Source organism: Pseudomonas fluorescens (assembly GCF_040448305.1).
GTDB lineage: Bacteria > Pseudomonadota > Gammaproteobacteria > Pseudomonadales > Pseudomonadaceae > Aquipseudomonas > Aquipseudomonas fluorescens_BH.
This window is the reverse complement of sequence record NZ_CP148752.1, coordinates 468,403-490,599: the sequence shown is the minus strand read 5'-3', so window position 1 is coordinate 490,599 and position 22,197 is coordinate 468,403. Positions and strand designations below refer to the sequence as shown.

The following is a 22,197-nucleotide window of genomic DNA, read 5'->3' as shown; positions in this document are numbered from 1 at the left end:
CGGATATCGGAGAAGCAAAAAAAAACAGCCCGCACTGTTAAAGCTGCGAGCCGTTCTTTTATCAGGGATGGGAAGAGTTCAACCCATCACTCATCACTTGTTCAGGCGGTAATCATTCTCGGCAGCAGCAAAACGCTGGAACATGCCGGCAGTCGGCGTGCCCATTTTGCTGACGAAGTAGATCGCCAGGCTGGCGAAGATGAAGCCAGGGATGATTTCGTACAGGCCCAGCAGTTCGAAGTGTTTCCAGACGATCACGGTGATCGCGCCGACCAGGATACCGGCCAGTGCGCCGTTGCGGGTCATGTCTTTCCAGATCACGGAGATCAGCACGACCGGACCGAATGCGGCACCGAAACCGGCCCAGGCGTAGCTCACCAGACCCAGTACACGGTTTTCCGGGTTGGACGCCAGGGCGATCGCAACCAGGGCAACCAACAGCACCATGGCACGGCCGACCCACACCAGTTCAACCTGGGAAGCGGATTTACGCAGGAAGGTCTTGTAGAAGTCTTCGGTCAGGGCGCTCGAGCACACCAGCAACTGGCAGCTCAGGGTGCTCATCACCGCAGCCAGAATGGCCGACAGCAGGATACCCGCGATCCATGGGTTGAAGAGGATCTTGGCCAGTTCGATGAACACACGCTCGTGGTTCTCGGAGACTGCGCCCGCCATGTCCGGGTGCGCCGAGAAGTAGGCGATACCGAAGAAGCCGACTGCCACGGTGCCGCCCAGGCACAGGATCATCCAGGTCATGGAGATGCGACGGGCCTTGGCGATCGATTTAACCGAATCGGCAGCCATGAAACGCGCCAGGATGTGCGGCTGGCCGAAGTAGCCCAGACCCCAGCCCATCAGCGAGATGATGCCGATGAAAGTGGTGCCCTTGAGCATGTCGAAGTTGCTTGGATCTTGCGCTTCGATGGCCAGGAACGTGGTGTCGACGCCGCCAGTGGCCAGCAGCACGATAACCGGCGTCAGGATCAACGCGAAGATCATCAGGGTGGCTTGTACGGTATCGGTCCAGCTCACGGCCAGGAATCCGCCGATAAAGGTGTAGGCAATCGTCGCCGCAGCACCGGCCCACAGCGCCGTCTCGTAGGACATGCCGAAGGTGCTTTCGAACAGACGGGCACCGGCCACGATGCCGGAAGCGCAGTAGATGGTGAAGAACACCAGGATCACGACCGCGGAGATGATCCGCAGCAGGCCGCTTTTGTCTTCGAAACGGCTGGCGAAGTAGTCCGGCAGGGTCAGTGCATCACCGTTGTGCTCGGTCTGCACCCGCAGACGGCCGGCGACGAACAGCCAGTTCAGGTAGGCGCCGACGATCAGGCCGATGGCGATCCAGCTTTCGGAAAGGCCGGACATGTAGATCGCGCCGGGCAAGCCCATCAACAACCAGCCGCTCATGTCGGAGGCACCGGCGGACAGTGCGGTCACAACGCTGCCCAGGCTACGGCCGCCCAGAATGTAGTCGGAAAGGTTGTTGGTGGAGCGATAGGCCATCAAGCCGATCAGCACCATTGCTGCGATGTAGATCACGAACGTGATCAGGGTTGGATTGCTTACGCTCATTAAGTTACGCCCTGGCTTTGTTTTTATGTAGCGGCGGCTGGTGAACCGCTCGCAAACGCATACGTTTGACAGACGATCCGGATTCCCGCGCATTTATGACTGATGTTTCCCCAGGAAAGCCATCAGCCGGAGCACCCGGATTTTGTCCTGGTTGCACCTTGGGCGCGAATGCTATTCAACAAAGCAAATAAGGTGCAACCAGTTTCTTGGGAATAAGTTGCACCTAGTCGGAAATAAACGTTAAAAATCGTTTTTTGCTCCTTTTCGGAGCAAAAACGAGTGTTAACTCACCAGAAAAGCACCAAGCAAATGCAGCGCAGCCGTACCAGAATTTATTTCCTGACGAGCTGCGTAATATTCCGACAAAAAAAGGGTTGCACCCGGTTGCACCTCAACAGTCGCACGGCTAATCTTGCCGCCAGCTGATGCCACGCAGTCGTGGCAAACATGAGGATAAAAACATGGCTACCACCACCCTTGGGGTCAAACTTGACGACCCGACCCGCGAACGCCTCAAGGCCGCCGCGACCTCGATTGATCGCACGCCGCACTGGCTGATCAAGCAGGCAATCTTCAATTACCTGGAAAAACTCGAGGGTGGTGCAACCCTGACCGAGCTGAGCGGTTTGACCAAGGATTCCGACGACAGCGTCGACGCGCCTCTGGATCACGCCCACCAGTGCTTCCTGGAATTCGCCGAAAGCATCCTGCCGCAATCGGTACTGCGCGCATCGATCACCGCCGCTTACCGTCGCCCTGAGCCGGAAGTCGTGCCGATGCTGATCGAGCAGGCACGCCTGCCAGCACCGATGGCCGAAGCCACCAACAAACTCGCCGCTTCGATTGCTGAAAAACTGCGCAACCAGAAGAGCGCTGGCGGCCGTGCCGGCATCGTTCAGGGCCTGCTGCAGGAATTCTCCCTGTCCTCCCAGGAAGGCGTGGCGCTGATGTGCCTGGCCGAGGCGCTGCTGCGCATCCCGGACAAAGGCACCCGCGACGCACTGATCCGCGACAAGATCAGCACCGGCAACTGGCACCCGCACCTGGGCAACAGCCCTTCGCTGTTCGTCAACGCTGCCACCTGGGGCTTGCTGCTGACCGGCAAACTGGTGTCCACGCACAACGAAGCGGGTTTGACTTCGTCCTTGAGCCGCATCATCGGCAAGAGCGGCGAGCCGATGATCCGCAAGGGCGTCGACATGGCCATGCGCCTGATGGGCGAGCAGTTCGTGACCGGCGAAACCATCGCCGAAGCCCTGGCCAACGCCAGCAAGTTCGAAACCAAGGGTTTCCGCTATTCCTACGACATGCTGGGTGAAGCCGCACTCACCGAGCACGACGCGCAGAAGTACCTGGCCTCGTACGAACAAGCCATCCACTCGATCGGCAAAGCCTCCCACGGTCGCGGGATCTATGAAGGCCCGGGCATCTCGATCAAGCTGTCCGCCCTGCACCCGCGTTACAGCCGCGCCCAATACGAGCGCGTGATGGACGAGCTGTACCCGCGCCTGCTGTCGCTGACCCTGCTGGCCAAGCAATACGACATCGGCCTGAACATCGACGCCGAAGAAGCCGACCGCATGGAGTTGTCGCTGGATCTGCTCGAGCGCCTGTGCTTCGAGCCGCAACTGACTGGCTGGAATGGCATCGGTTTCGTGATCCAGGCTTACCAGAAGCGTTGCCCGTACGTGATCGACTACGTGATCGACCTGGCTCGCCGCAGCCGTCATCGCCTGATGATCCGCCTGGTGAAAGGCGCGTACTGGGACAGCGAAATCAAGCGCGCCCAGGTCGAAGGCCTGGAAGGCTACCCGGTCTACACCCGCAAGGTGTACACCGACGTGTCCTACATCGCTTGCGCCCGCAAGCTGCTGTCGGTGCCGGAAGTCATCTACCCGCAGTTCGCCACGCACAACGCCCATACACTGTCGGCCATTTATCACATCGCCGGTCAGAACTATTACCCGGGTCAGTACGAGTTCCAGTGCCTGCACGGCATGGGCGAACCATTGTACGAACAAGTCGTAGGCAAAGTTTCCGAAGGCAAGCTGAACCGTCCGTGCCGCGTGTACGCTCCGGTCGGTACCCACGAAACCCTGCTGGCGTACCTGGTGCGTCGCCTGCTGGAAAACGGCGCGAACACCTCGTTCGTCAACCGCATTGCCGACCAGTCGATTTCGATCCAGGAACTGGTCGCCGACCCGGTGGCGAGCATCGAACAGATGGCGACCGTGGAAGGTGGTTTCGGCCTGCCGCACCCGCGCATTCCACTGCCGCGTGACCTGTATGGCTCCGAGCGCGCCAACTCCAGCGGCATCGACATGGCCAACGAACATCGTTTGGCTTCGCTGTCCTGCGCGCTTCTCGCTACTGCACACAACCACTGGAAAGCCGCGCCGATGCTCGGCTGCGTTTCCAGCAACGAAGCGCCCGCACCGGTCTTGAACCCATCCGATCTGCGTGATGTGGTCGGCCATGTGCAGGAAGCGACCGTCGAAGACGTCGACAACGCGATCCAGTGCGCCCTCAACGCTGCACCGATCTGGCAGGCCACCCCGCCCGCCGAGCGCGCCGCGATCCTGGAACGTGCTGCCGATCTGATGGAAGCCGAGATCCAGCCGCTGATGGGCCTTCTGGCTCGTGAAGCCGGCAAGACCTTCGCCAACGCTATCGCCGAAGTGCGTGAAGCCGTGGACTTCCTGCGTTATTACGCGGTGCAGGCTCGCAACGATTTCACCAATGACGCTCACCGTCCGCTAGGCCCAGTGGTGTGCATCAGCCCGTGGAACTTCCCGCTGGCGATTTTCAGTGGTCAAGTGGCTGCTGCCCTCGCCGCCGGTAACCCGGTATTGGCCAAGCCTGCGGAACAGACTCCACTGGTTGCAGCTCAAGCCGTGCGCCTGCTGCTCGAAGCCGGCATCCCGGAAGGCGTGCTGCAATTGCTGCCGGGTCGTGGCGAAACCGTCGGTGCCGGCCTGGTGGGTGATGATCGCGTCAAAGGCGTGATGTTCACCGGCTCAACCGAAGTCGCGCGCTTGCTGCAACGCAACATCGCCGGCCGTCTGGACAGCCAGGGCCGTCCGATCCCGCTGATCGCCGAAACCGGTGGCCAGAACGCAATGATCGTCGACTCGTCGGCACTGACCGAACAGGTTGTCATCGACGTGGTTTCCTCGGCATTCGACAGCGCCGGCCAGCGTTGCTCGGCCCTGCGTGTACTGTGCTTGCAGGAAGATTCCGCCGACCGCGTCATCGAAATGCTCAAGGGCGCGATGGCTGAAAGCCGTCTCGGCAACCCTGAGCGACTGTCCGTGGACATCGGCCCGGTGATCGACGCCGAAGCCAAGGCTGGTATCGAGAAGCACATCCAGGCCATGCGCGACAAAGGTCGCAGCGTGTACCAGGTGGCCATCGCCGACGCCGAAGAAGTCAAACGCGGCACCTTCGTGATGCCGACGCTGATCGAACTGGAAAGCTTCGACGAGTTGCAGCGGGAGATCTTCGGCCCGGTGCTGCACGTGGTCCGCTACAAGCGCAAGGACATCGATCAACTGATCGGACAGATCAACGCTTCCGGCTACGGCCTGACCCTGGGCGTGCACACCCGCATCGACGAGACCATTGCCAAGGTGATCGACAACGTCAACGCCGGTAACGTCTACGTCAACCGCAACATCGTCGGTGCCGTGGTCGGCGTTCAACCGTTCGGCGGCGAAGGCCTGTCGGGTACCGGCCCGAAAGCCGGTGGCCCGCTGTACCTGTACCGCCTGTTGTCGACCCGCCCTGCGGATGCGATCGAACAATCCTTCGCTCGCGGTGATGCTGCCGCAGCACCGGACGTTCGTCTGCGCGACGCCATGAGCAAGCCGCTGACCGCCCTGAAAGCCTGGGCCGACAGCCACAAGTTCGCCGACCTGAGCACCTTGTGCGTGCAGTTCGCCGCGCAATCGCAAAGCGGTATCACCCGCCTCCTGGCCGGCCCGACCGGCGAGCGCAACAGCTACGCGATCCTGCCACGGGAACACGTGCTGTGCCTGGCGGAAGTCGAAGGCGATCTGCTGACTCAACTGGCAGCGGTATTGGCAGTCGGTGGTTCGGCGGTGTGGCCGGAAGCTGACATGACCAAGGCCTTGTTCGCACGCCTGCCGAAGGACATTCAGGCACGCATCAAGCTGGTTTCCGACTGGAACAAGGACGAAGTGGTGTTTGATGCGGTTGTGCATCACGGCCATTCCGACCAGTTGCGTGCGGTGTGCCAGCAGGTTGCCAAGCGTGCCGGCGCCATCGTTGGCGTGCAGGGCCTGTCGCAAGGCGAATCCAACATTGCGCTGGAGCGCCTGGTGATCGAGCGGGCGTTGAGCGTTAACACCGCTGCGGCGGGTGGTAATGCCAGTTTGATGACGATCGGCTAAACCCGATAAACCGGGCTGCCGCAATGGTTGCCCGGTATGCAATCCCCCTGTGGGAGCGAGCCTGCTCGCGAAGACGGAGTGTCAGTCGACTTCAATGTTGTCTGACTCACCGCTTTCGCGAGCAAGCCCGCTCCCACATTTGTTTTGTGGTGCCTGCTAAGTCGCTGCTCTGCCCCACCATCACGCTCATCAATCATGCTATTCAGCATAAATTCACCAGACTAGACTCGGCCCATCCCAACAAAAGGTAGGCCGCCATGTCCGAGACGTTGCTCAGTTCCCGCAATCTGGCTTTCGAGCTGTATGAAGTCCTTGATGCCGAGGGCCTGACCCAGCGTGAGCGTTTCGCCGAGCACAACCGCGAAACCTTCGATGCGGCCATTGGCACCGCCCGCAGCATCGCCGAGAAGTTCTTCGCCCCGCACAACCGCAAGGGCGACGAGAACGAGCCGCGCTATGAGAACGGTCAGGCGATTCTGATTCCGGAAGTGAAACCGGCGGTGGACGCCTTCCTCGAAGCCGGCTTCCTCAACGCCGCGCGCAGTTTCGACGCTGGCGGCATGCAGCTTCCTACGCTGCTGTCCCAGGCCTGCTTCGCGCACTTTCAATCGGCCAACGCGGCTTCGACGTCGTATCCGTTCCTGACCATGGGCGCGGCGAACCTGATCGAAAGCTTCGGCACCGATGAGCAGAAACGCCGCTTCCTGCAGCCGATGATCGACGGCCGTTTCTTCGGCACCATGGCCCTGACCGAACCCCACGCGGGCTCGTCGCTGTCGGATATTCGTACCCGCGCGGAACCTGCGTCCGACGGCACTTATCGCCTCAAGGGCAACAAGATCTTCATCTCCGGCGGCGATCATCCGTTGTCGGAAAACATCGTGCACATGGTGCTGGCCAAACTGCCGGACGCGCCAGCCGGGGTGAAGGGCATTTCGCTGTTTATCGTGCCCAAGTTCCTGGTCAACGACGATGGCAGCCTCGGTCAGCGCAATGACGTGTTGCTGGCCGGGCTGTTCCACAAGATGGGCTGGCGTGGCACCACGTCCACGGCGCTGAACTTCGGCGATAACGGTAAGTGCGTCGGCTATCTGGTGGGCAAGCCGCACCAAGGCTTGAGTTACATGTTCCAGATGATGAACGAGGCGCGGATCGGCGTCGGCATGGGTGCCGTGATGCTTGGTTACGCGGGTTATCTGTATTCGCTGGAGTACGCCCGCGAACGTCCGCAGGGCCGCGTGCCGGACAGCAAGGACCCGAACACCGCGCCGGTGGCGATCATTCAGCACGCCGACGTTAAACGCATGCTGCTGACGCAAAAGGCCTACGTCGAAGGCTCGTTCGACCTCGGCCTGTACGCGGCACGCTTGTTCGATGACACCACGACGCTCGAGACCGAAGCCGAACGCAAGCAGGCCCATGAGCTGTTGGACTTGCTGACGCCGATCGTCAAATCCTGGCCGTCGGAGTTCTGCCTGAAGGCCAACGAACTGGCGATCCAGATCCTCGGCGGCCACGGCTACACCCGCGAGTACCCGGTGGAGCAGTACTACCGCGACAACCGCCTGAACCCGATCCACGAAGGCACCCACGGCATTCAGTCGCTGGACCTGCTGGGGCGCAAACTGGCGCAGAACGGCGGTGCGGGGCTCAAGCAACTGATCCGCCTGATCGCCGACACCGCCGAGCGCGCCCAGGCGTTTGATTCGTTGACGCCGCTGCGCGAACCGCTGGAGAAACTGGTGGCGCGCCTGCAAACCGTGACCATCGGCCTGCTGACTGATCTGGCCCAAGGCAAGGTCAACAGCAGCCTGGCGAACTCGGCGCTATACCTGAAGGTGTTTGGTCACACGGTGATCGGCTGGCGCTGGCTGGAGCAGGCGATCCGTGCCGAGGAAGGCCTGGCCAAAGGGAATGCGGCGGATGTGGCCTTCTATAAAGGCAAGTTGCAGGCGGCGCGGTATTTCCTGACGTGGGAAGTGCCGGGTTGTCACCATGAGCTGGCGATTCTTGAGGCTCGGGATGATGTTTGCCTGGGCATGCAGGATGAGTGGTTTTGATTCAGAAAGTTTGGTGTAGCTGAAATTCATTCGCGAGCAGGCTCGCTCCCACATTTGAATGCGTACACGCACTACTGTGGGAGCGAGCCTGCTCGCGAAGACGTCCGCGCAGACGCCACATCACCCCAGTTTGAACCCACCCATCTGCCGCGCCAAATCATCCGCCAACCGCTGCAACGTCTGGCAATCATCCCGACAAGCCCTGACCTCCCCCGCCGTCGCCCGCGCCAGATCGGAAATGCCCTGAACATTGCGGTTGATCTCTTCGGTCACCGCCGACTGCTCTTCCGTCGCCGTGGCCACCTGATGGTTCATGTCGCTGATGCGCTCAACCTGCCCGGTAATCGCAGTCAACGAGGCGCCGGTACGCTGGCTCGACTCGACACCCGTGCCCGTCGCGGCTTGCCCGGAATGCATCGACGACACCGCGTTTTCCGCACCTTGTTTGAGGCTGCCGATCATCTGCTGGATTTCATCGGTGGACGATTGCGTACGTCGCGCCAGGGTGCGCACTTCATCGGCAACCACGGCAAACCCACGGCCCATATCCCCGGCCCGCGCCGCTTCGATGGCGGCATTGAGCGCCAACAGATTGGTCTGCTCGGAAATCCCGCGGATCACCGCCAGCACCTGATCGATCGACGCCACCTGATGCGCCAATTCACCCACAGCGCTGGCGGCGACACCGATTTCGTCGGACATGCTTTCAATATGCCGGATCGAGCCACCCACCGCTTCCCGTGCCTGCATCGCCTCATCCCGAGCCGTTTGCGATGCGACCGCCGCATTACCGGCGTTCTGGGCGATTTCCTGAACAGTCAGGCCCATTTCATGGACAGCAGTGGCCACCATGTCGGTCATTTCCTGCTGGCGGCCGGAGCGTTCAGCGGTGTTGTCCACAACTCTGGCCACTTGCCCCACAGCCGTGCGCAAACGTTCGCTGGTGGTCAGCACTTCGCCGATCATGTCGCGCTGGCTATCCAGGAACCGATTGAAACCGCGAGCCAGATCGCCCAGCTCATCGGCGCGACTGGAATCTAACCGGCGGGTCAAATCTCCACCGCCGCTACCGATGGCAACCAGTGCCGCTGTTACCTCACGAATCGGTCGTACCAACCCACGGGCCAGCAACACCACCAGCAGCAGACACACAATCGCCACCGCCAGACCGATGCCACTGCTCATCCACATGGCGCGGCGAGCTTCGGCGTAGATCTGCGATTGCGGCACTTCGGCCACCAGGGTCCAGCCGAGATCACGCAATGGCAGGCTTAAGGCGAGGAAGTCTTCGCCGTCACGCTGGAAGCCGCTGCTGGCGGCAGCTTTTTGACTCATCACCGATTGTGCCGCCGTAGCACCAATCTGCTCGGTCAAAGTGCGTTTGCCACTGAATTGCGCCTCGGGATGAACCTGGATCAAACCGTCGGAACGCACGAGATAGACCTTGCCACGCTCCCCAAAGTTGAAGTTGTGAATCAGCTCCGACAGCTCTTTCATGCTCAGGCCAAGCCCGGCAACACCCACGACTTTACCGGCCTGCTCGACTTTGAAGTCGATGAAAAGCGCCAATTCTCCGGTCGCCGTGTCATTGTCGATATTGAGGGTGCGCGGCTGGTTGCTGTCGAGGAACGAGTAGAACCAGACGTCTTTCGGATTGGAACGACTGAGGGTCCGATCCAGGCCTTTTTCGGTGAAATAATGGTTGGACGCAGTGCCGACAATAATCGCGGTAAAGGCCTTGTGCTCGGCGCGAACACCTTCGAGATAGGTAGTAAACGTGCCGGCCTGGGCACTGTCTTCACCCCCGGCCAACCAGTCGCGCACCATGCTGTTGCTGGCGATGTCCTTGGCGGCGGTGAGGGGTTGAACGAGGATCCGTTCGATGTCGTTGCGCATCGCTTCGATGCTCGACGGCAAGGCTTGCTCGACCAGATAGCTCTGGGCGAGGCGGTTGAGCACCAGAGTATAAATGCCCACCACGATCAGGATACTGACGAGCAGGGCGGTGCCCATACTCAGGATCAACTGCCATTGAATACTGCGTCGCCAGAACTGCATGGAGCACCCCCAAAGAATAAGAGGCTGAAACACTGCAACAGCCGTGCCGATTGTATACAAACCAACCGACAATCTATTCTTTGGTTGTGCGCAAAGCCGATCAGGCCTGATTGATCGTCTTGGAGATCACTTCAACCGTGGCGCTGACTTGCTCTTGGTAACGGTCGAGGTCGAGCTTGTGCTGTTTCTGCATTTCGATCTGCTGGGAGCACAGATTCATCGCCGCCAGCACCAGCAGTCGGTCACCGATCAGCGTCGGGTACTTCCTCTTGGTTTCGGCCAGGGCTGCCTTCAACATCATCGCGGCGTCCAGCAGGGTTTGTTCTTCCCCGACCGGTGCCTTGATCGAATAGTCCTCCCCCAGGATCGAGACGACTTTTACCCCTGCGGCGTTGTAACTCATGCGCTGACAGGGCCTGCGCTGACGCGCTCAACCAGGGCCTGGATGCGAGCCGCCGTGGCGCCTTGCTTCTCTTCGTGTTCCATCAGGCTCAGTTGCAGGCTTTCGTTTTCATCTTTGGCCTGGGCCAGTTCCGCGGTCAGGTTCTGGTTCTGTTGCACCAGGTCGCTGACCAGTTGTTCCAATTGGCTTAGGGATGCTTCCAACATTTTGATTTTCCGGGCTTTTTCAAAGGGCGCGTACGATAAAGAAAAGTCACCCTGGATGCCAGGGTTATACAGGCGCAAAGCCTTGATTTTGCTGACGAGTGACCTTTCTCGCGAACTGTAGAGACTGTGATTGGCCGATCTGGTTCCTGCACTTCGTCGCCGTGACGTTTGTGCGATACCCCTGCTGCGGATTTCCGCCTCCCTCCATTTGGCCTCTCTGACCCGGCAGAACAATAAAATCGAACGGGACGCCACGGCGGACAACGAAATCAATAAATATACCCACACCCTCATTTCACCCCATCCAACTTACCTCTATTCGACGCCACAACGCCAATTCAATATAAAGAAAATAGCACACTGAAGAACTCCACACTTCAGACAAGCCCCGACAAACTTAAATAAGCATTCACACCACCCACTAACACAATAAAACAACCAAGAAACACCTCGAATAAAACCCGCGCTCGCAATGACAATTCAGACTATGGAATAATTTATTCACCGCCGGATAGCGGATCAAACTAAAAAATCATCAAAAAAACTTTATTTACATACCCAACGAGAGTTGATTCATCATGATAGACAATCAAAAAAACTTCACCCCTCCTACTTTAGTAACTGCAGACCCCGCTCCACAGCACACTGCTACCGCAACAAGCCCTGGCATTACCTTGACACCAAACGATAGAGGCGGCGTCACCTATGGCATCGTCGAATTTCTCGAAGGATCCAGAAAATCTCAATACATCTCTAACTTCGAAACAGGTAAAGACCGCATCGACATGTCAACAGCCCTAAAAAATGCTGGAGTTGGCTCTTTGAATTTTAATCTTTCGGACATCTCTGAATTCAAGAACCCAGGCGATGCATTTCTGGATTACTTACCTCACAACAACCAGAGCAATATTCTCGTAAAAAGTCAAAGCGCTAAATCAATGATGGTCATTTCGGTGACAGGCCTCGTACGCCTGGGAGATATCGTCGATTCTGGATGGTCCTGACACATCGTAGAAAACAACCTGCCAACACTTATCAAAAGCGGACTCAAAGATCCAGCAAGACAATCGCTTCATTCTTGAAAAACTATTGACTATCGCCAATTAGAAATCCAACTCAAATTAAATCCTGGGTGGAAAAACTATATCCCGCTCGAATGGAGCCTTCATCGACGCAACAGTAAGCCAATCAAGAGACAGCACCTGAGCAGGCGCCCTCAAAACCTTTTTTGACAGCGACGCAATTCAACAGGTTAGAATCGCTGGCACGCAGACTGCATGGTCAGTTTGCGCCCGCCTTTCAGCTTTCTGGAGTACTGCCTTTGAATGCGACGACCATCAACAGCCTGTTCTTGATCGGCGCGTTGCTGGTAGGTGCGAGCATTCTGGTGAGCTCACTGTCGTCCCGTCTCGGTATCCCGATTCTGGTGATCATCCTGGCCGTCGGTATGGCGGCCGGTGTCGATGGCGCCGGCATTCTTTTTGATAACTACCCCACGGCTTATCTGGTCGGCAACCTCGCACTGGCAGTGATCCTGCTCGACGGCGGCTTGCGCACCCGGGTGTCGAGTTTCCGCGTGGCGTTATGGCCGGCGTTGTCCCTGGCCACGGTCGGGGTACTGATTACCACCGGGCTGACCGGCATGGCGGCCGCGTGGCTGTTCGACTTGAACCTGATTCAGGGCCTGCTGATCGGCGCCATCGTCGGCTCCACCGACGCCGCGGCGGTGTTCTCGCTATTGGGTGGCAAAGGCCTGAACGAGCGGGTAACCGCCAGCCTTGAAATCGAATCCGGCAGCAACGACCCGATGGCGGTGTTCCTCACCGTCACCCTGATCGACATGCTCGCCAGCGGCCAGACCGGCCTGCACTGGAGCCTGCTGACACATCTGATCCGCGAGTTCGGTATCGGTGGCGTCATCGGCCTGGGCGGTGGCTGGCTGATGCTGCAACTGGTCAATCGCATCAATCTGGCCACCGGTTTGTATCCGATTCTGGTCATCGCTGGCGGGTTGGTCGTCTTTGCCCTGACCAACGCCCTGCACGGCAGCGGCTTCCTGGCGGTGTACATCTGCGGCCTGGTGATCGGCAACCGTCCGGTGCGCAGCCGCCACGGCATCCTGCACATGCTCGACGGCATGGCCTGGCTGGCGCAGATCGGCATGTTCCTGGTGCTGGGGCTGCTGGTGACGCCTCACGACCTGTTGCCAATCGCCTTGCCGGCACTGGCCCTGGCGCTGTGGATGATTCTGTTTGCCCGGCCACTGTCGGTGATGGTCGGCCTGCTGCCGTTCAAGGCATTCCATGGTCGCGAAAAGGCGTTCATCTCCTGGGTCGGCTTGCGCGGCGCGGTCCCGATCATTCTCGCGGTGTTCCCGCTGATGGCCGGCCTGCCCAACGCCCAGCTGTACTTCAACCTCGCGTTCTTTATCGTGCTGGTGTCGCTGCTGGTTCAGGGCACGAGCCTGCCGTGGGTCGCCAAGCTGCTGAAGGTGACGGTGCCCCCGGAGCCTGCGCCCATCTCCCGCTCGGCCCTGGAAGTGCACGTCACCAGCGAGTGGGAGCTGTTCGTTTATCGCCTCGGCGCGGAAAAATGGTGCATCGGCTCACCCCTGCGCGAGCTGAAAATGCCCGAAGGCACCCGTATCGCCGCCCTGTTTCGCGGCCAACAATTGCTCCATCCGTCGGGTAGTACGGTGCTGGAAGTCGATGATTTGCTGTGTGTTATCGGCCACGAACACAACCTGCCGGCCCTCGGAAAACTCTTCAGCCAGGCGCCACAACGGGGCCTCGATCTGCGCTTCTTCGGCGACTTCGTACTCGAAGGAGACGCCCAGCTGGCCGCAGTTGCGGCCCTGTATGGCCTGAAGGTCGAAGGCATCGATCCGGACATGTCCCTGGGCCACTTCATTGCCCAGAAGGTTGGCGGCGCGCCGGTGGTGGGTGACCAGGTGGAATGGAACAACACCATTTGGACCGTGGCGGTCATGGACGGGAACAAGATCGGTAAAGTGGGCGTCAGATTCCCCGAAGGAAGTCGCCCGGGTCCCGGACTCTTCCTCTAAACTGCTTCCACTATCACTTGCTTGACCGGTCTTTATGCCTAATCTGCGCTCCATTTTCGCCATCGCCCTGCTGGGTTTGAGTCTCTCTGTCAGTACTTTGCAAGCGGCCGAACCGCCTTCCAGCGAAGCCGTGCAAGCGAGCCTGGACAAGATTGCCGACCGCAAACTGCCGGAAGCCGATCAGAAGGCCCTGCAATCCGTCCTGCAAGGCACGCTGAGCCAGCTCAACAACAAGCGTGACTACGAGCAGAAGCTGGTCGCGCTCAAGCAGCAATTGAGCAGTGCACCCAAACAGACCATCGAAAACCAGCGTGAACTAACCCGCCTCAAGGCCAGTTCCGTGGTGCCGGTGGCGCAGCGTTTCGCCAAGGAACCGATCCAGCAGCTGGAACAATTGCTCACCGAGCGTTCCACCCAGCAAAGCGACCTGCAAAAAGCCCTGGCCGATGCCAACAGCCTGATCATCACCGCCCAGACCCGCCCCGAGCGCGCCCAGGCGGAGATCTCCAGCAGCCAGACGCGCATTCAGCAGATCAACACCATCCTCAAGAACGGCAAGGACGCCGGCAAGACCCTGAGCCCCGAGCAGCGCGACCAGCTCAATGCCGAGCTGACAGCGCTGAACGCCCTGATCCCACTGCGGCGCCAGGAGTTGGCCGGCAATACCCAATTGCAGGACCTCGGCAGCAGCCAGCATGACCTGTTGTCGGAGCGGTCCGACCGCCTGGATCGGGAAATCCAGGAACTGCAAACCCTGATCAACCAGAAGCGTCTGGCGTTGTCCCAGGAAACGGTCACCCAGCAATCGATCGAAGCGCAGAAAGCCGGCGGCAGCAGCCTTTTGGCCACCGAAAGCGCAGCCAACCTGAAGCTCTCGGACTACCTGCTCAAAAGCACCGACCGCCTGAACGAAGTCACCCAGCAGAACCTGCAGACCAAGCAACAGCTGGACAGCCTGACCCAGAGCGATTCGGCCCTGGACGAGCAAATCAACGTGCTCAAAGGCAGCCTGCTGCTCTCGAAGATTCTCTACAAACAGAAACAGGCGTTGCCGCGCCTGCGGCTCGACCGCAACCTGGCCGACCAGATCGCCGACATTCGCCTGTATCAGTTCGAAGTCAGCCAGCAACGGGAATTGCTGAGTAATCCGACCACCTACGTCGAAAACCTGCTGTCGACCCAACCCCCCGAGCAAGTCACGCCGCAGCTGCGCAAAAGCCTGATGGAACTGGCCACCACCCGCGCCGACCTGCTGGAGCGACTGAACCGCGAACTGAGCGCGGTGCTCAATGAATCCATCACCCTGCAACTGAACCAGAAGCAACTGCTCAGCACCGCGCAAAGCCTGCGGGCGACCCTCGATGAGCAGATGTTCTGGATTCCCAGCAACAAGCCGCTGGACCTGGAGTGGATTCACAGTGTGCCGGATCGCCTCGAGCGGCAACTCGATTCGCTGCCGGTACTTTCAAGCCTGAGCGAACTGACCGATGGCCTGACCCAGCGCCCTCTGCTGTTCCTGCCACTGGCCCTGCTGATCGGTGCGCTGCTGTGGCGGCGCAAGAATCTGTACACGCGACTGATCAAGGTTCACCAGGACATCGGTCACTTCAAGCGCGATAGCCAGTGGCATACGCCGCAGGCGATTCTGATCAATATTTTGCTGGCGATGCCGGTTTCCCTGGGCCTCGCATTGTGCGGGCTGGCCCTGCAAATCGACGCCCGTGGGCAGAACGCCAATATGGGCGCGGCGCTGCTGCAAATGGCCGGGGCCTGGCTGGTGTTCTACACCGCCTACCGGATCCTCGCGCCGGGTGGCGTGGCGGAACTGCATTTCCGCTGGGAAAAGCCCCAGGTGGAATTCCTGCGCAGATGGATCCGCCGCCTCGGCATCGTGGTCATGGCACTGGTGACTGTCGTCGCCGTTGCCGAACTGCAACCGGCGGCACTGGCTGATGACGTGCTCGGCATGCCGGTGGTGCTGATCTGCTACGCCTTGATGACCTTGCTGCTCAGCCGCCTGCTCATCAGCAGCCCGACCCACGAAAACGCTTCGCTGTTCCGCAAACTGGTAGGGATCCTGTTCACCGCCCTGCCTGTCGCGCTGTTCGTGGCGGTGTGCTTCGGCTACTACTACACCGCGCTGAAGCTCAGCGACCGTTTGATCAACACCCTGTACCTGCTGATGTTCTGGCTGGTGATCGAAGCCACCTTCGTGCGCGGCCTCAGTGTGGCGGCCCGGCGCCTGGCCTACCAGCGCGCCCTGGCCAAGCGGCTGGCCGCCAAAGAGGCCGGCGATGGCGAAGCGGTGATCGAAGAACCGACGATGGACATCGAGAAGGTCAACGAACAGTCCCTGCGCCTGATCCGCCTGGCACTGCTCGGCGGCTTCATGGCGGCACTGTATTGGGTCTGGGCCGACCTGATCACGGTGTTCTCGTACCTGGACAACGTCACCCTCTACGAATACACCAGCGGTACCGGCGCCAACATGAGCATGGTGCCGATCAGCATCGGCGACATGCTTGGCGCGTTGATCATCATCGGCATCACCTTCGCGCTGGCGCGCAACCTGCCGGGCTTGCTCGAAGTGTTCGTGCTGTCCAAGCTCAATCTTGCCCAGGGCAGCGCCTACGCGACCACCACGTTGCTGTCGTACGTGATCGCCGGCGTCGGTTTTGTCTCGACGCTGTCGACCCTCGGCGTAAGCTGGGACAAGTTGCAATGGCTGGTAGCGGCGCTGTCGGTCGGCCTCGGCTTCGGCATGCAGGAAATCTTCGCCAACTTCATTTCCGGCATCATGATCCTGTTCGAACGTCCGGTGCGGATCGGTGACACCATCACCATCGGCAACCTGTCGGGCACGGTGAGCAAGATTCGCATCCGTGCCACGACCATCACCGACTTCGATCGCAAGGACATCATCGTCCCGAACAAGACGTTCATTACCGGGCAACTGATCAACTGGTCGCTGACCGACACCATCACCCGGGTGACCCTCAAGCTCGGCGTCGACTACGGCTCGGACCTGGACCTGGTGAAAGAGCTGTTGCTCAAGGCCGCACGCGATAACCCGCGCGTGCTGAAAGACCCGGAACCGCACGTGTACTTCCTGAATTTCGGCGAAAGCACCCTCGACCACGAGTTGCGCATGCACGTGCGCGACCTCGGCGACCGCAACCCGGTGCTCGACGAGGTCAACCGCTTCATCAACCGCGAGTTCAAGAAGCAGCACATCAATATCTCGTTCCGGCAGATGGAGGTCTACCTCAAGAACCTGCACGGCCAGGAATACAAGATGGTGCCGATCGAGCCGGAAGCGAAAACCATCGTGCCGATCGTCGACGGCAAGTCGTCGCAACAACCGCCGGCCGCCAAACTCGACTAACCGGCCTTTCCCCAGCAGAATGCTCGGACATTCTGCTGGAGCCGGCCCTTGAAAGCCCTCGACGAACTCACCTTCGATAACCGCTTCGACCGCCTGGGCGATGCGTTTTCCGCCCATGTACTGCCTGAGCCCATCGATAATCCGCGCCTGGTCGTGGCCAGCCCCGCCGCCATGGCGTTGCTGGACCTCGACCCGGCCGTGGCCGAAACCCCGGAGTTCGCCGAACTGTTCAGCGGCCACAAGCTCTGGGCCGACGCGATTCCAAGGGCGATGGTCTATTCCGGGCATCAGTTCGGCTCCTACAACCCGCAACTGGGCGACGGTCGCGGCCTGTTGCTCGGCGAGGTGTACAACGAGGCCGGCGAACACTGGGACCTGCACCTCAAGGGCGCCGGCCAGACGCCGTTTTCACGCATGGGCGATGGCCGGGCGGTACTGCGCTCGTCGATCCGCGAATTCCTCGCTTCCGAAGCCCTGAATGCCCTGAACATCCCGACTACCCGCGCCCTGTGCGTGATCGGCTCCGATACCCCGGTGTGGCGTGAAAAACAGGAGCGCGCGGCCATGGTCCTGCGCCTGGCGCCGAGCCATGTGCGCTTCGGGCACTTCGAATATTTCTACTACACCAAGCGCCCCGAGCAGCAGAAAGAGCTGGGTGATCACGTGCTGGCCATGCACTTCCCGCAGTGCCTGGAACAACCGGAGCCTTACCTGGCGATGTTCCGCGAAGTGGTGGAGCGCAATGCCGAGCTGATTGCCAAGTGGCAGGCCTATGGCTTCTGCCACGGAGTGATGAACACCGACAACATGTCGATCCTGGGCATCACCTTCGATTTCGGCCCGTTCGCCTTCCTCGACGACTTCGACGCCAACTTCATCTGCAATCACTCAGACGACCAGGGCCGCTACTCCTTCAACAACCAGGTGCCGATTGGCCAGTGGAACCTCAGCGCGTTGGCCCAGGCACTGACGCCGTTCATCAGCGTCGAAGCCCTGCGCGAAACCCTCGGCCTGTACCTGCCGCTGTTCCAGGCTCATTACCTGGACCTGATGCGCCGCCGACTCGGCCTGACCACGGCGGAGGATGACGACCAGAAATTGCTGGAGAACCTGCTGCAACTGATGCAAAACAGCGGCGTCGACTACAGCCTGTTTTTTCGCCGCCTGGGTGATGAAGCACCGGAACAGGCCATCACCCGCTTGCGTGACGACTTTGTCGACCTCAAGGGCTTTGATGCCTGGGGCGAACTCTACGTCGCCCGGGTGGCCCGTGAAGGCACGCTTGATCAAGAGCAGCGCCGCCAGCGGATGCACGCGGTCAACCCGCTGTACATCCTGCGCAACTACCTGGCGCAAAAGGCTATCGAAGCGGCGCAGAGCGGCGACTACTCGGAAGTCCGCCGGCTACACGCAGTGCTGAGCAATCCGTTCGAGGAGCAACCGGGGATGGAGAGCTACGCCGAGCGACCACCGGAATGGGGCAAGCATCTGGAGATCAGTTGTTCGTCGTGAGGCACTGCACAATTGAAAATCTGGAGTGATGTCTCCAGATAAGGCTCATTCGCTTTCGACTGGACGATTTGTCATGACCGACCCACTCCTCATACCCTGCCCCCACTGCAACGGCCTCAACCGCATTCCCGCCGAGCGCCTCAACGACCACCCGAAATGCGGACGCTGCAAGGCCGAAGTCCTGCTGAGCAAACCGTTTGAGTTGAAGCAAGGCGACTACGCCAGCCAGATCAAGGGCGATCTGCCGTTGTTGGTGGATGTGTGGGCGGATTGGTGCGGGCCGTGCAAGTCGTTTGCACCGGTGTTCGAGCAGGCAGCCGGGCAACTGGCGGGCAAGTGTCGGCTGGCCAAACTGGACAGCGAGGCGAACCAGCAGTTGTCGGCGCAGTTGGGGATTCGCTCGATTCCGAGCCTGATCCTGTTCAAGAACGGCCGGGAAGTCGCCCGGCAGAGCGGGGCCTTTCCGTTACCGCAACTGATGAGCTGGTTGCGTAGCCAAGGCATCTGAAACCACCAACAATCAATGTGGGAGCGGGCTTGCTCGCGAAGAGGCCGTTACATTCAACATCTAAGTTGACTGACACGACGCCTTCGCGAGCAAGCCCGCTCCCACAGGGTTTTGTGTCGCCTGAAAGATCAGGCGTTTTCCAGCAGATTGTGCAGCTCAACGAATTGCTGGGTCAACTTGTGCCGCGGGTCGAGATGGATCAGCGGCGTGTTGGCCTGGTGGGATTCGCGCATGCGTACCGAGCTGGCCAGGTACACCGGCAACACCGGCAGGCCTTCGGCGATCAGTTCATCGAGAATTTGCTGGGGCAGGCTGGCGCGGGCCTGGAACTGGTTGACGACGATGCCTTCGACTTCCAGACCTTCGTTATGGTCTTCCTTCAACTCCTCGATTTCCGCCATCAGGCCGTACAGTGCCTGGCGTGAAAAGCTGTCGCAATCGAAGGGAATCAACACACGATCGGCGGCAATCAACGCTGAAACCGCATAGAAATTCAGCGCTGGCGGGGTATCGAGGTAAATCCGGTCGTAGTCTTCGCTCAGCTCTTCCAGCAACTTACGCAGCTTGTTGATCTTGTGCTTGGCTTCAAGCTTTGGCTGCAAGTCCGCCAGCTCGGCGGTGGCGGTAACAACATGGAGGTTATCGAAGGGGGTTTCGTAGATGTCGACCTGATTCTTTTTGGAGAACGGCCCGGAAGACAGCGTCTGCTTGAAGAAATCGGCGATGCCCATCGGGATATCGCTACCGGTGAGCCCCGTCAGGTACTGAGTGGAGTTGGCCTGGGCATCGAGATCCACCAACAAGGTGCGAAAGCCCTCGCTGGCACTGACTGCCGCCAGATTGCAGGCAATGCTCGATTTGCCAACACCACCTTTCTGATTGAACACCACGCGCCGCATGTCAAAACCTCCGTGTATCAAAGAATGACCGAGTGTAGTGGTCCACCGCGTTGCTTCGCTACCTTGTCGGCAAAGGGACTACACAGTCAGTTGCCTTCTCCTGCTTGAAAAGCCCTGAACGGCTCGGTGATTCAACGCCAGAACCGACAGACGGAGTAATAATTCTGTGAATAATTACCAATCGTTCAAATTTTGCGAGCCAGCCGCTTCATCTTGCTGAGCAAAATGTAACCAGCATTTGCTACACGTTCCCGGCACCGGGATAATGCGCGCCACTCGGCGCCAAACGCCACGCAGGGTAAGTCCCGGCTCCCGGCCACTCCCCGCGTCAAGTAAGCCCGTGAGGGTGGGATGAATGTCTGTGATCAACTTCAACATCGCCCAATGGCGCGCCTGGGCCCCGGGGCTTGATAGCGTGACCGATTGGCAGGCCTGGTGCCGACAACCGGTCGTGCTGCCGGACAGCGATGCCGTTCCCGACGTTTCCTTTCTGCCCGCCATGCAGCGTCGGCGGCTCAGCCGTCTGGCGCGCATGGCATTCAGTGTCGGCTGGCCATTGGCCGAAGGTCGGCAGGATTTGCCATTGGTCTTTGTGTCCCGTCATGGCGAAACGCCCCGCACGGTCGACATTCTTAGTGATCTGGCCGCCGACCAGCCACTATCTCCAACCCAGTTCAGCTTGTCCGTGCATAACGCGATCATTGGCTTGTGGTCGATCATGCGTGGTGAAACCAGCGAAATGACCGCCCTGGCCGCCGCAGGCGATGGCCTGGAACATGGCATGCTCGAAGCTGCCGCGCTGCTGGCTGACGGCGCTGGCGCGGTACTGCTGGTGGTCACCGAAGAGCAGCCGCCCGAGGCTTACTCGACCTGGATCGACGACGTGCCGTTCCCTTATGCCGTCGGCCTGCTGATCACACCCGGCACCGACTGGCAGTTGTCCCTGAACAGCCCCTCGGATGCGTTGTCCAAATCCCGCTGGCCCCACGCGCTGAATCTATTGTGTGCGCTGCTCGGCCAGCAAACCACCTGCCAACATGCCTGGAAAAATCGTGTATGGACCTGGCAACGCAACCCGTGACCGAGAAAAACCGCGACGCCTATTACTGGCGCTTGCTGGCCACCGCCGCGAGCTTTGCCCTGTTCGGGCTGGGCGGGCTGTGCCTGCGCCTGGTGATTTTCCCTTTGCTGAACTGCCTGCCGGGCGACGCCCGGACCCATCGACTGCGGGCCCGGCAAACGGTCAGCCGCTGTTTCTGGATTTTTGTGCGCTTCATGGCCCGTACCGGGGTGCTGACCTACAACATTGAAGGCGCGGAAAAACTCGGTCGTCCCGGGCAAATGATCATTGCCAACCACCCATCGCTGATCGACGTGGTCTTTCTGATCGGCCTGGTGCGTCACGCCAACTGCGTGGTCAAGCAAAGCCTCTGGGAAAATCCTTTCACCCGCGGACCACTGCGCTGCACCGAATACATCAGCAACGACGGCAGCATGGACATGCTCGACGCCGCTGCCGACGCGCTGAAAGACGGCCAGACCCTGATCATTTTCCCCGAAGGTACGCGCACCCAACCCGGCCAGGCACCGGCCTTTCATCGGGGAGGCGCGGCAATCGCCCTGCGTGGTGCGAAAATCCTCACCCCGGTCATTATCAAGGTCAGCCCGACCACATTGACCAAGGCCGAACCCTGGTATCGCATCCCCAAGCGGCGCGTGCACTTCAGTTTCCGGGTCGGGGCCGATATAGACCCACAGACCTTCGCCACGCAGGGGCCGGCTCCGCAGGCCTCGCGCAAGCTCAACGATTATCTACATTCTTACTTTATTAAGGAGCTCGCCGAAGATGAGCGATCTGCACCGTGATATCAAAATGCTTATCATCGACGCCCTTGGCCTGGAAGACATCAGTGCCGACGACATCGGCAATGACCAGATCCTGTTCGGCGAAGGCCTGGGCCTGGACTCGGTGGACGCCCTGGAACTGGGCCTGGCCATCCAGAAAAAATACGGCATCAAAATCGACGCCGATGCCAAGGACACACGTAATCACTTCAGTAACGTGGCGAGCCTTGCGGCGTTCGTCAGCGCAAAACAGGCAGCTTGAGACCG

At 59.9% G+C, this 22,197-nt stretch carries 16 protein-coding genes; 11 read left to right on the top strand and 5 right to left on the bottom strand.

Annotated features, from left to right (window positions below):
• Window positions 1-93: 93 nt before the first annotated feature.
• Entirely contained in the window at window positions 94-1,578 is a 1,485-nt protein-coding gene (gene putP, locus WHX55_RS02190; RefSeq protein WP_150754772.1) for a sodium/proline symporter PutP, read from the bottom strand.
• Window positions 1,579-2,039: 461 nt separating this feature from the next.
• Here putP and putA point away from each other — a divergent pair, with 461 nt between their 5' ends.
• Together putA and WHX55_RS02180 are read left to right on the top strand one after the other, a co-directional pair.
• On the top strand, window positions 2,040-5,990 hold the full coding sequence (putA, locus tag WHX55_RS02185; RefSeq protein ID WP_353741958.1) for a trifunctional transcriptional regulator/proline dehydrogenase/L-glutamate gamma-semialdehyde dehydrogenase: 3,951 nt from the start codon (window positions 2,040-2,042) through the stop codon (window positions 5,988-5,990).
• Between the two features lie 257 nt (window positions 5,991-6,247).
• Window positions 6,248-8,050 carry an acyl-CoA dehydrogenase gene (locus tag WHX55_RS02180; protein ID WP_353741957.1) on the top strand — a complete coding sequence of 601 codons (1,803 nt, stop codon included), beginning with the start codon at window positions 6,248-6,250 and terminating at the stop codon, window positions 8,048-8,050.
• A gap of 120 nt (window positions 8,051-8,170) precedes the next feature.
• On the opposite strand, the gene WHX55_RS02175 is transcribed toward WHX55_RS02180, so the two are convergent.
• The 3 genes from WHX55_RS02175 to WHX55_RS02165 all read right to left on the bottom strand — a co-directional run bounded on the left by WHX55_RS02175 (window position 8,171) and on the right by WHX55_RS02165 (window position 10,717).
• Entirely contained in the window at window positions 8,171-10,108 is a 1,938-nt protein-coding gene (locus WHX55_RS02175) for a methyl-accepting chemotaxis protein (RefSeq protein WP_353741956.1), read from the bottom strand.
• Between the two features lie 100 nt (window positions 10,109-10,208).
• Window positions 10,209-10,511: a cell division protein ZapA gene (locus tag WHX55_RS02170; RefSeq protein ID WP_353741955.1), complete on the bottom strand. Its 303-nt coding sequence runs from the start codon at window positions 10,509-10,511 to the stop codon at window positions 10,209-10,211.
• Window positions 10,508-10,717 (bottom strand): hypothetical protein, encoded by a 210-nt coding sequence (locus WHX55_RS02165; RefSeq protein WP_095943263.1) that lies wholly within the window; start codon window positions 10,715-10,717, stop codon window positions 10,508-10,510. Before WHX55_RS02165 ends, WHX55_RS02170 begins: the two co-directional genes overlap by 4 nt.
• Before the next feature lie 130 nt (window positions 10,718-10,847).
• On the opposite strand from WHX55_RS02165, the gene WHX55_RS02160 reads away from it, so the two are divergent.
• The 6 genes from WHX55_RS02160 to trxC all read left to right on the top strand — a co-directional run bounded on the left by WHX55_RS02160 (window position 10,848) and on the right by trxC (window position 19,186).
• Window positions 10,848-11,081, top strand: a complete 234-nt coding sequence (locus WHX55_RS02160; RefSeq protein WP_353741954.1) for a hypothetical protein — start codon at window positions 10,848-10,850, stop codon at window positions 11,079-11,081.
• A gap of 214 nt (window positions 11,082-11,295) precedes the next feature.
• Window positions 11,296-11,721 carry a M10 family metallopeptidase C-terminal domain-containing protein gene (locus WHX55_RS02155; RefSeq protein ID WP_150754765.1) on the top strand — a complete coding sequence of 142 codons (426 nt, stop codon included), beginning with the start codon at window positions 11,296-11,298 and terminating at the stop codon, window positions 11,719-11,721.
• Between the two features lie 317 nt (window positions 11,722-12,038).
• On the top strand, window positions 12,039-13,781 hold the full coding sequence (locus WHX55_RS02150; RefSeq protein ID WP_150726623.1) for a potassium/proton antiporter: 1,743 nt from the start codon (window positions 12,039-12,041) through the stop codon (window positions 13,779-13,781).
• 34 nt (window positions 13,782-13,815) lie between these two features.
• Window positions 13,816-17,166, top strand: coding sequence for a mechanosensitive channel MscK (gene mscK / locus WHX55_RS02145; RefSeq protein ID WP_353741953.1), 3,351 nt, complete (start codon window positions 13,816-13,818; stop codon window positions 17,164-17,166).
• 48 nt (window positions 17,167-17,214) lie between these two features.
• A complete protein-coding gene (gene selO / locus WHX55_RS02140; protein ID WP_353741952.1) occupies window positions 17,215-18,678 on the top strand; it encodes a protein adenylyltransferase SelO in 1,464 nt (487 codons plus the stop codon).
• Window positions 18,679-18,751: 73 nt separating this feature from the next.
• Entirely contained in the window at window positions 18,752-19,186 is a 435-nt protein-coding gene (gene trxC, locus WHX55_RS02135; RefSeq protein ID WP_077432334.1) for a thioredoxin TrxC, read from the top strand.
• A gap of 128 nt (window positions 19,187-19,314) precedes the next feature.
• On the opposite strand, the gene WHX55_RS02130 is transcribed toward trxC, so the two are convergent.
• Window positions 19,315-20,085, bottom strand: a complete 771-nt coding sequence (locus tag WHX55_RS02130) for a ParA family protein (RefSeq protein ID WP_116262928.1) — start codon at window positions 20,083-20,085, stop codon at window positions 19,315-19,317.
• Between the two features lie 355 nt (window positions 20,086-20,440).
• Between WHX55_RS02130 and WHX55_RS02125 the strand changes: the two genes are divergently transcribed.
• The 3 genes from WHX55_RS02125 to WHX55_RS02115 are packed head-to-tail and all read left to right on the top strand — an operon-like array spanning window position 20,441 to window position 22,192.
• Entirely contained in the window at window positions 20,441-21,166 is a 726-nt protein-coding gene (locus WHX55_RS02125) for a beta-ketoacyl synthase chain length factor (RefSeq protein WP_353741951.1), read from the top strand.
• A complete protein-coding gene (locus WHX55_RS02120; protein ID WP_150754760.1) occupies window positions 21,142-21,951 on the top strand; it encodes a lysophospholipid acyltransferase family protein in 810 nt (269 codons plus the stop codon). Before WHX55_RS02125 ends, WHX55_RS02120 begins: the two co-directional genes overlap by 25 nt.
• A complete protein-coding gene (locus tag WHX55_RS02115; RefSeq protein WP_223447485.1) occupies window positions 21,932-22,192 on the top strand; it encodes a phosphopantetheine-binding protein in 261 nt (86 codons plus the stop codon). Before WHX55_RS02120 ends, WHX55_RS02115 begins: the two co-directional genes overlap by 20 nt.
• Window positions 22,193-22,197: the final 5 nt, after the last annotated feature.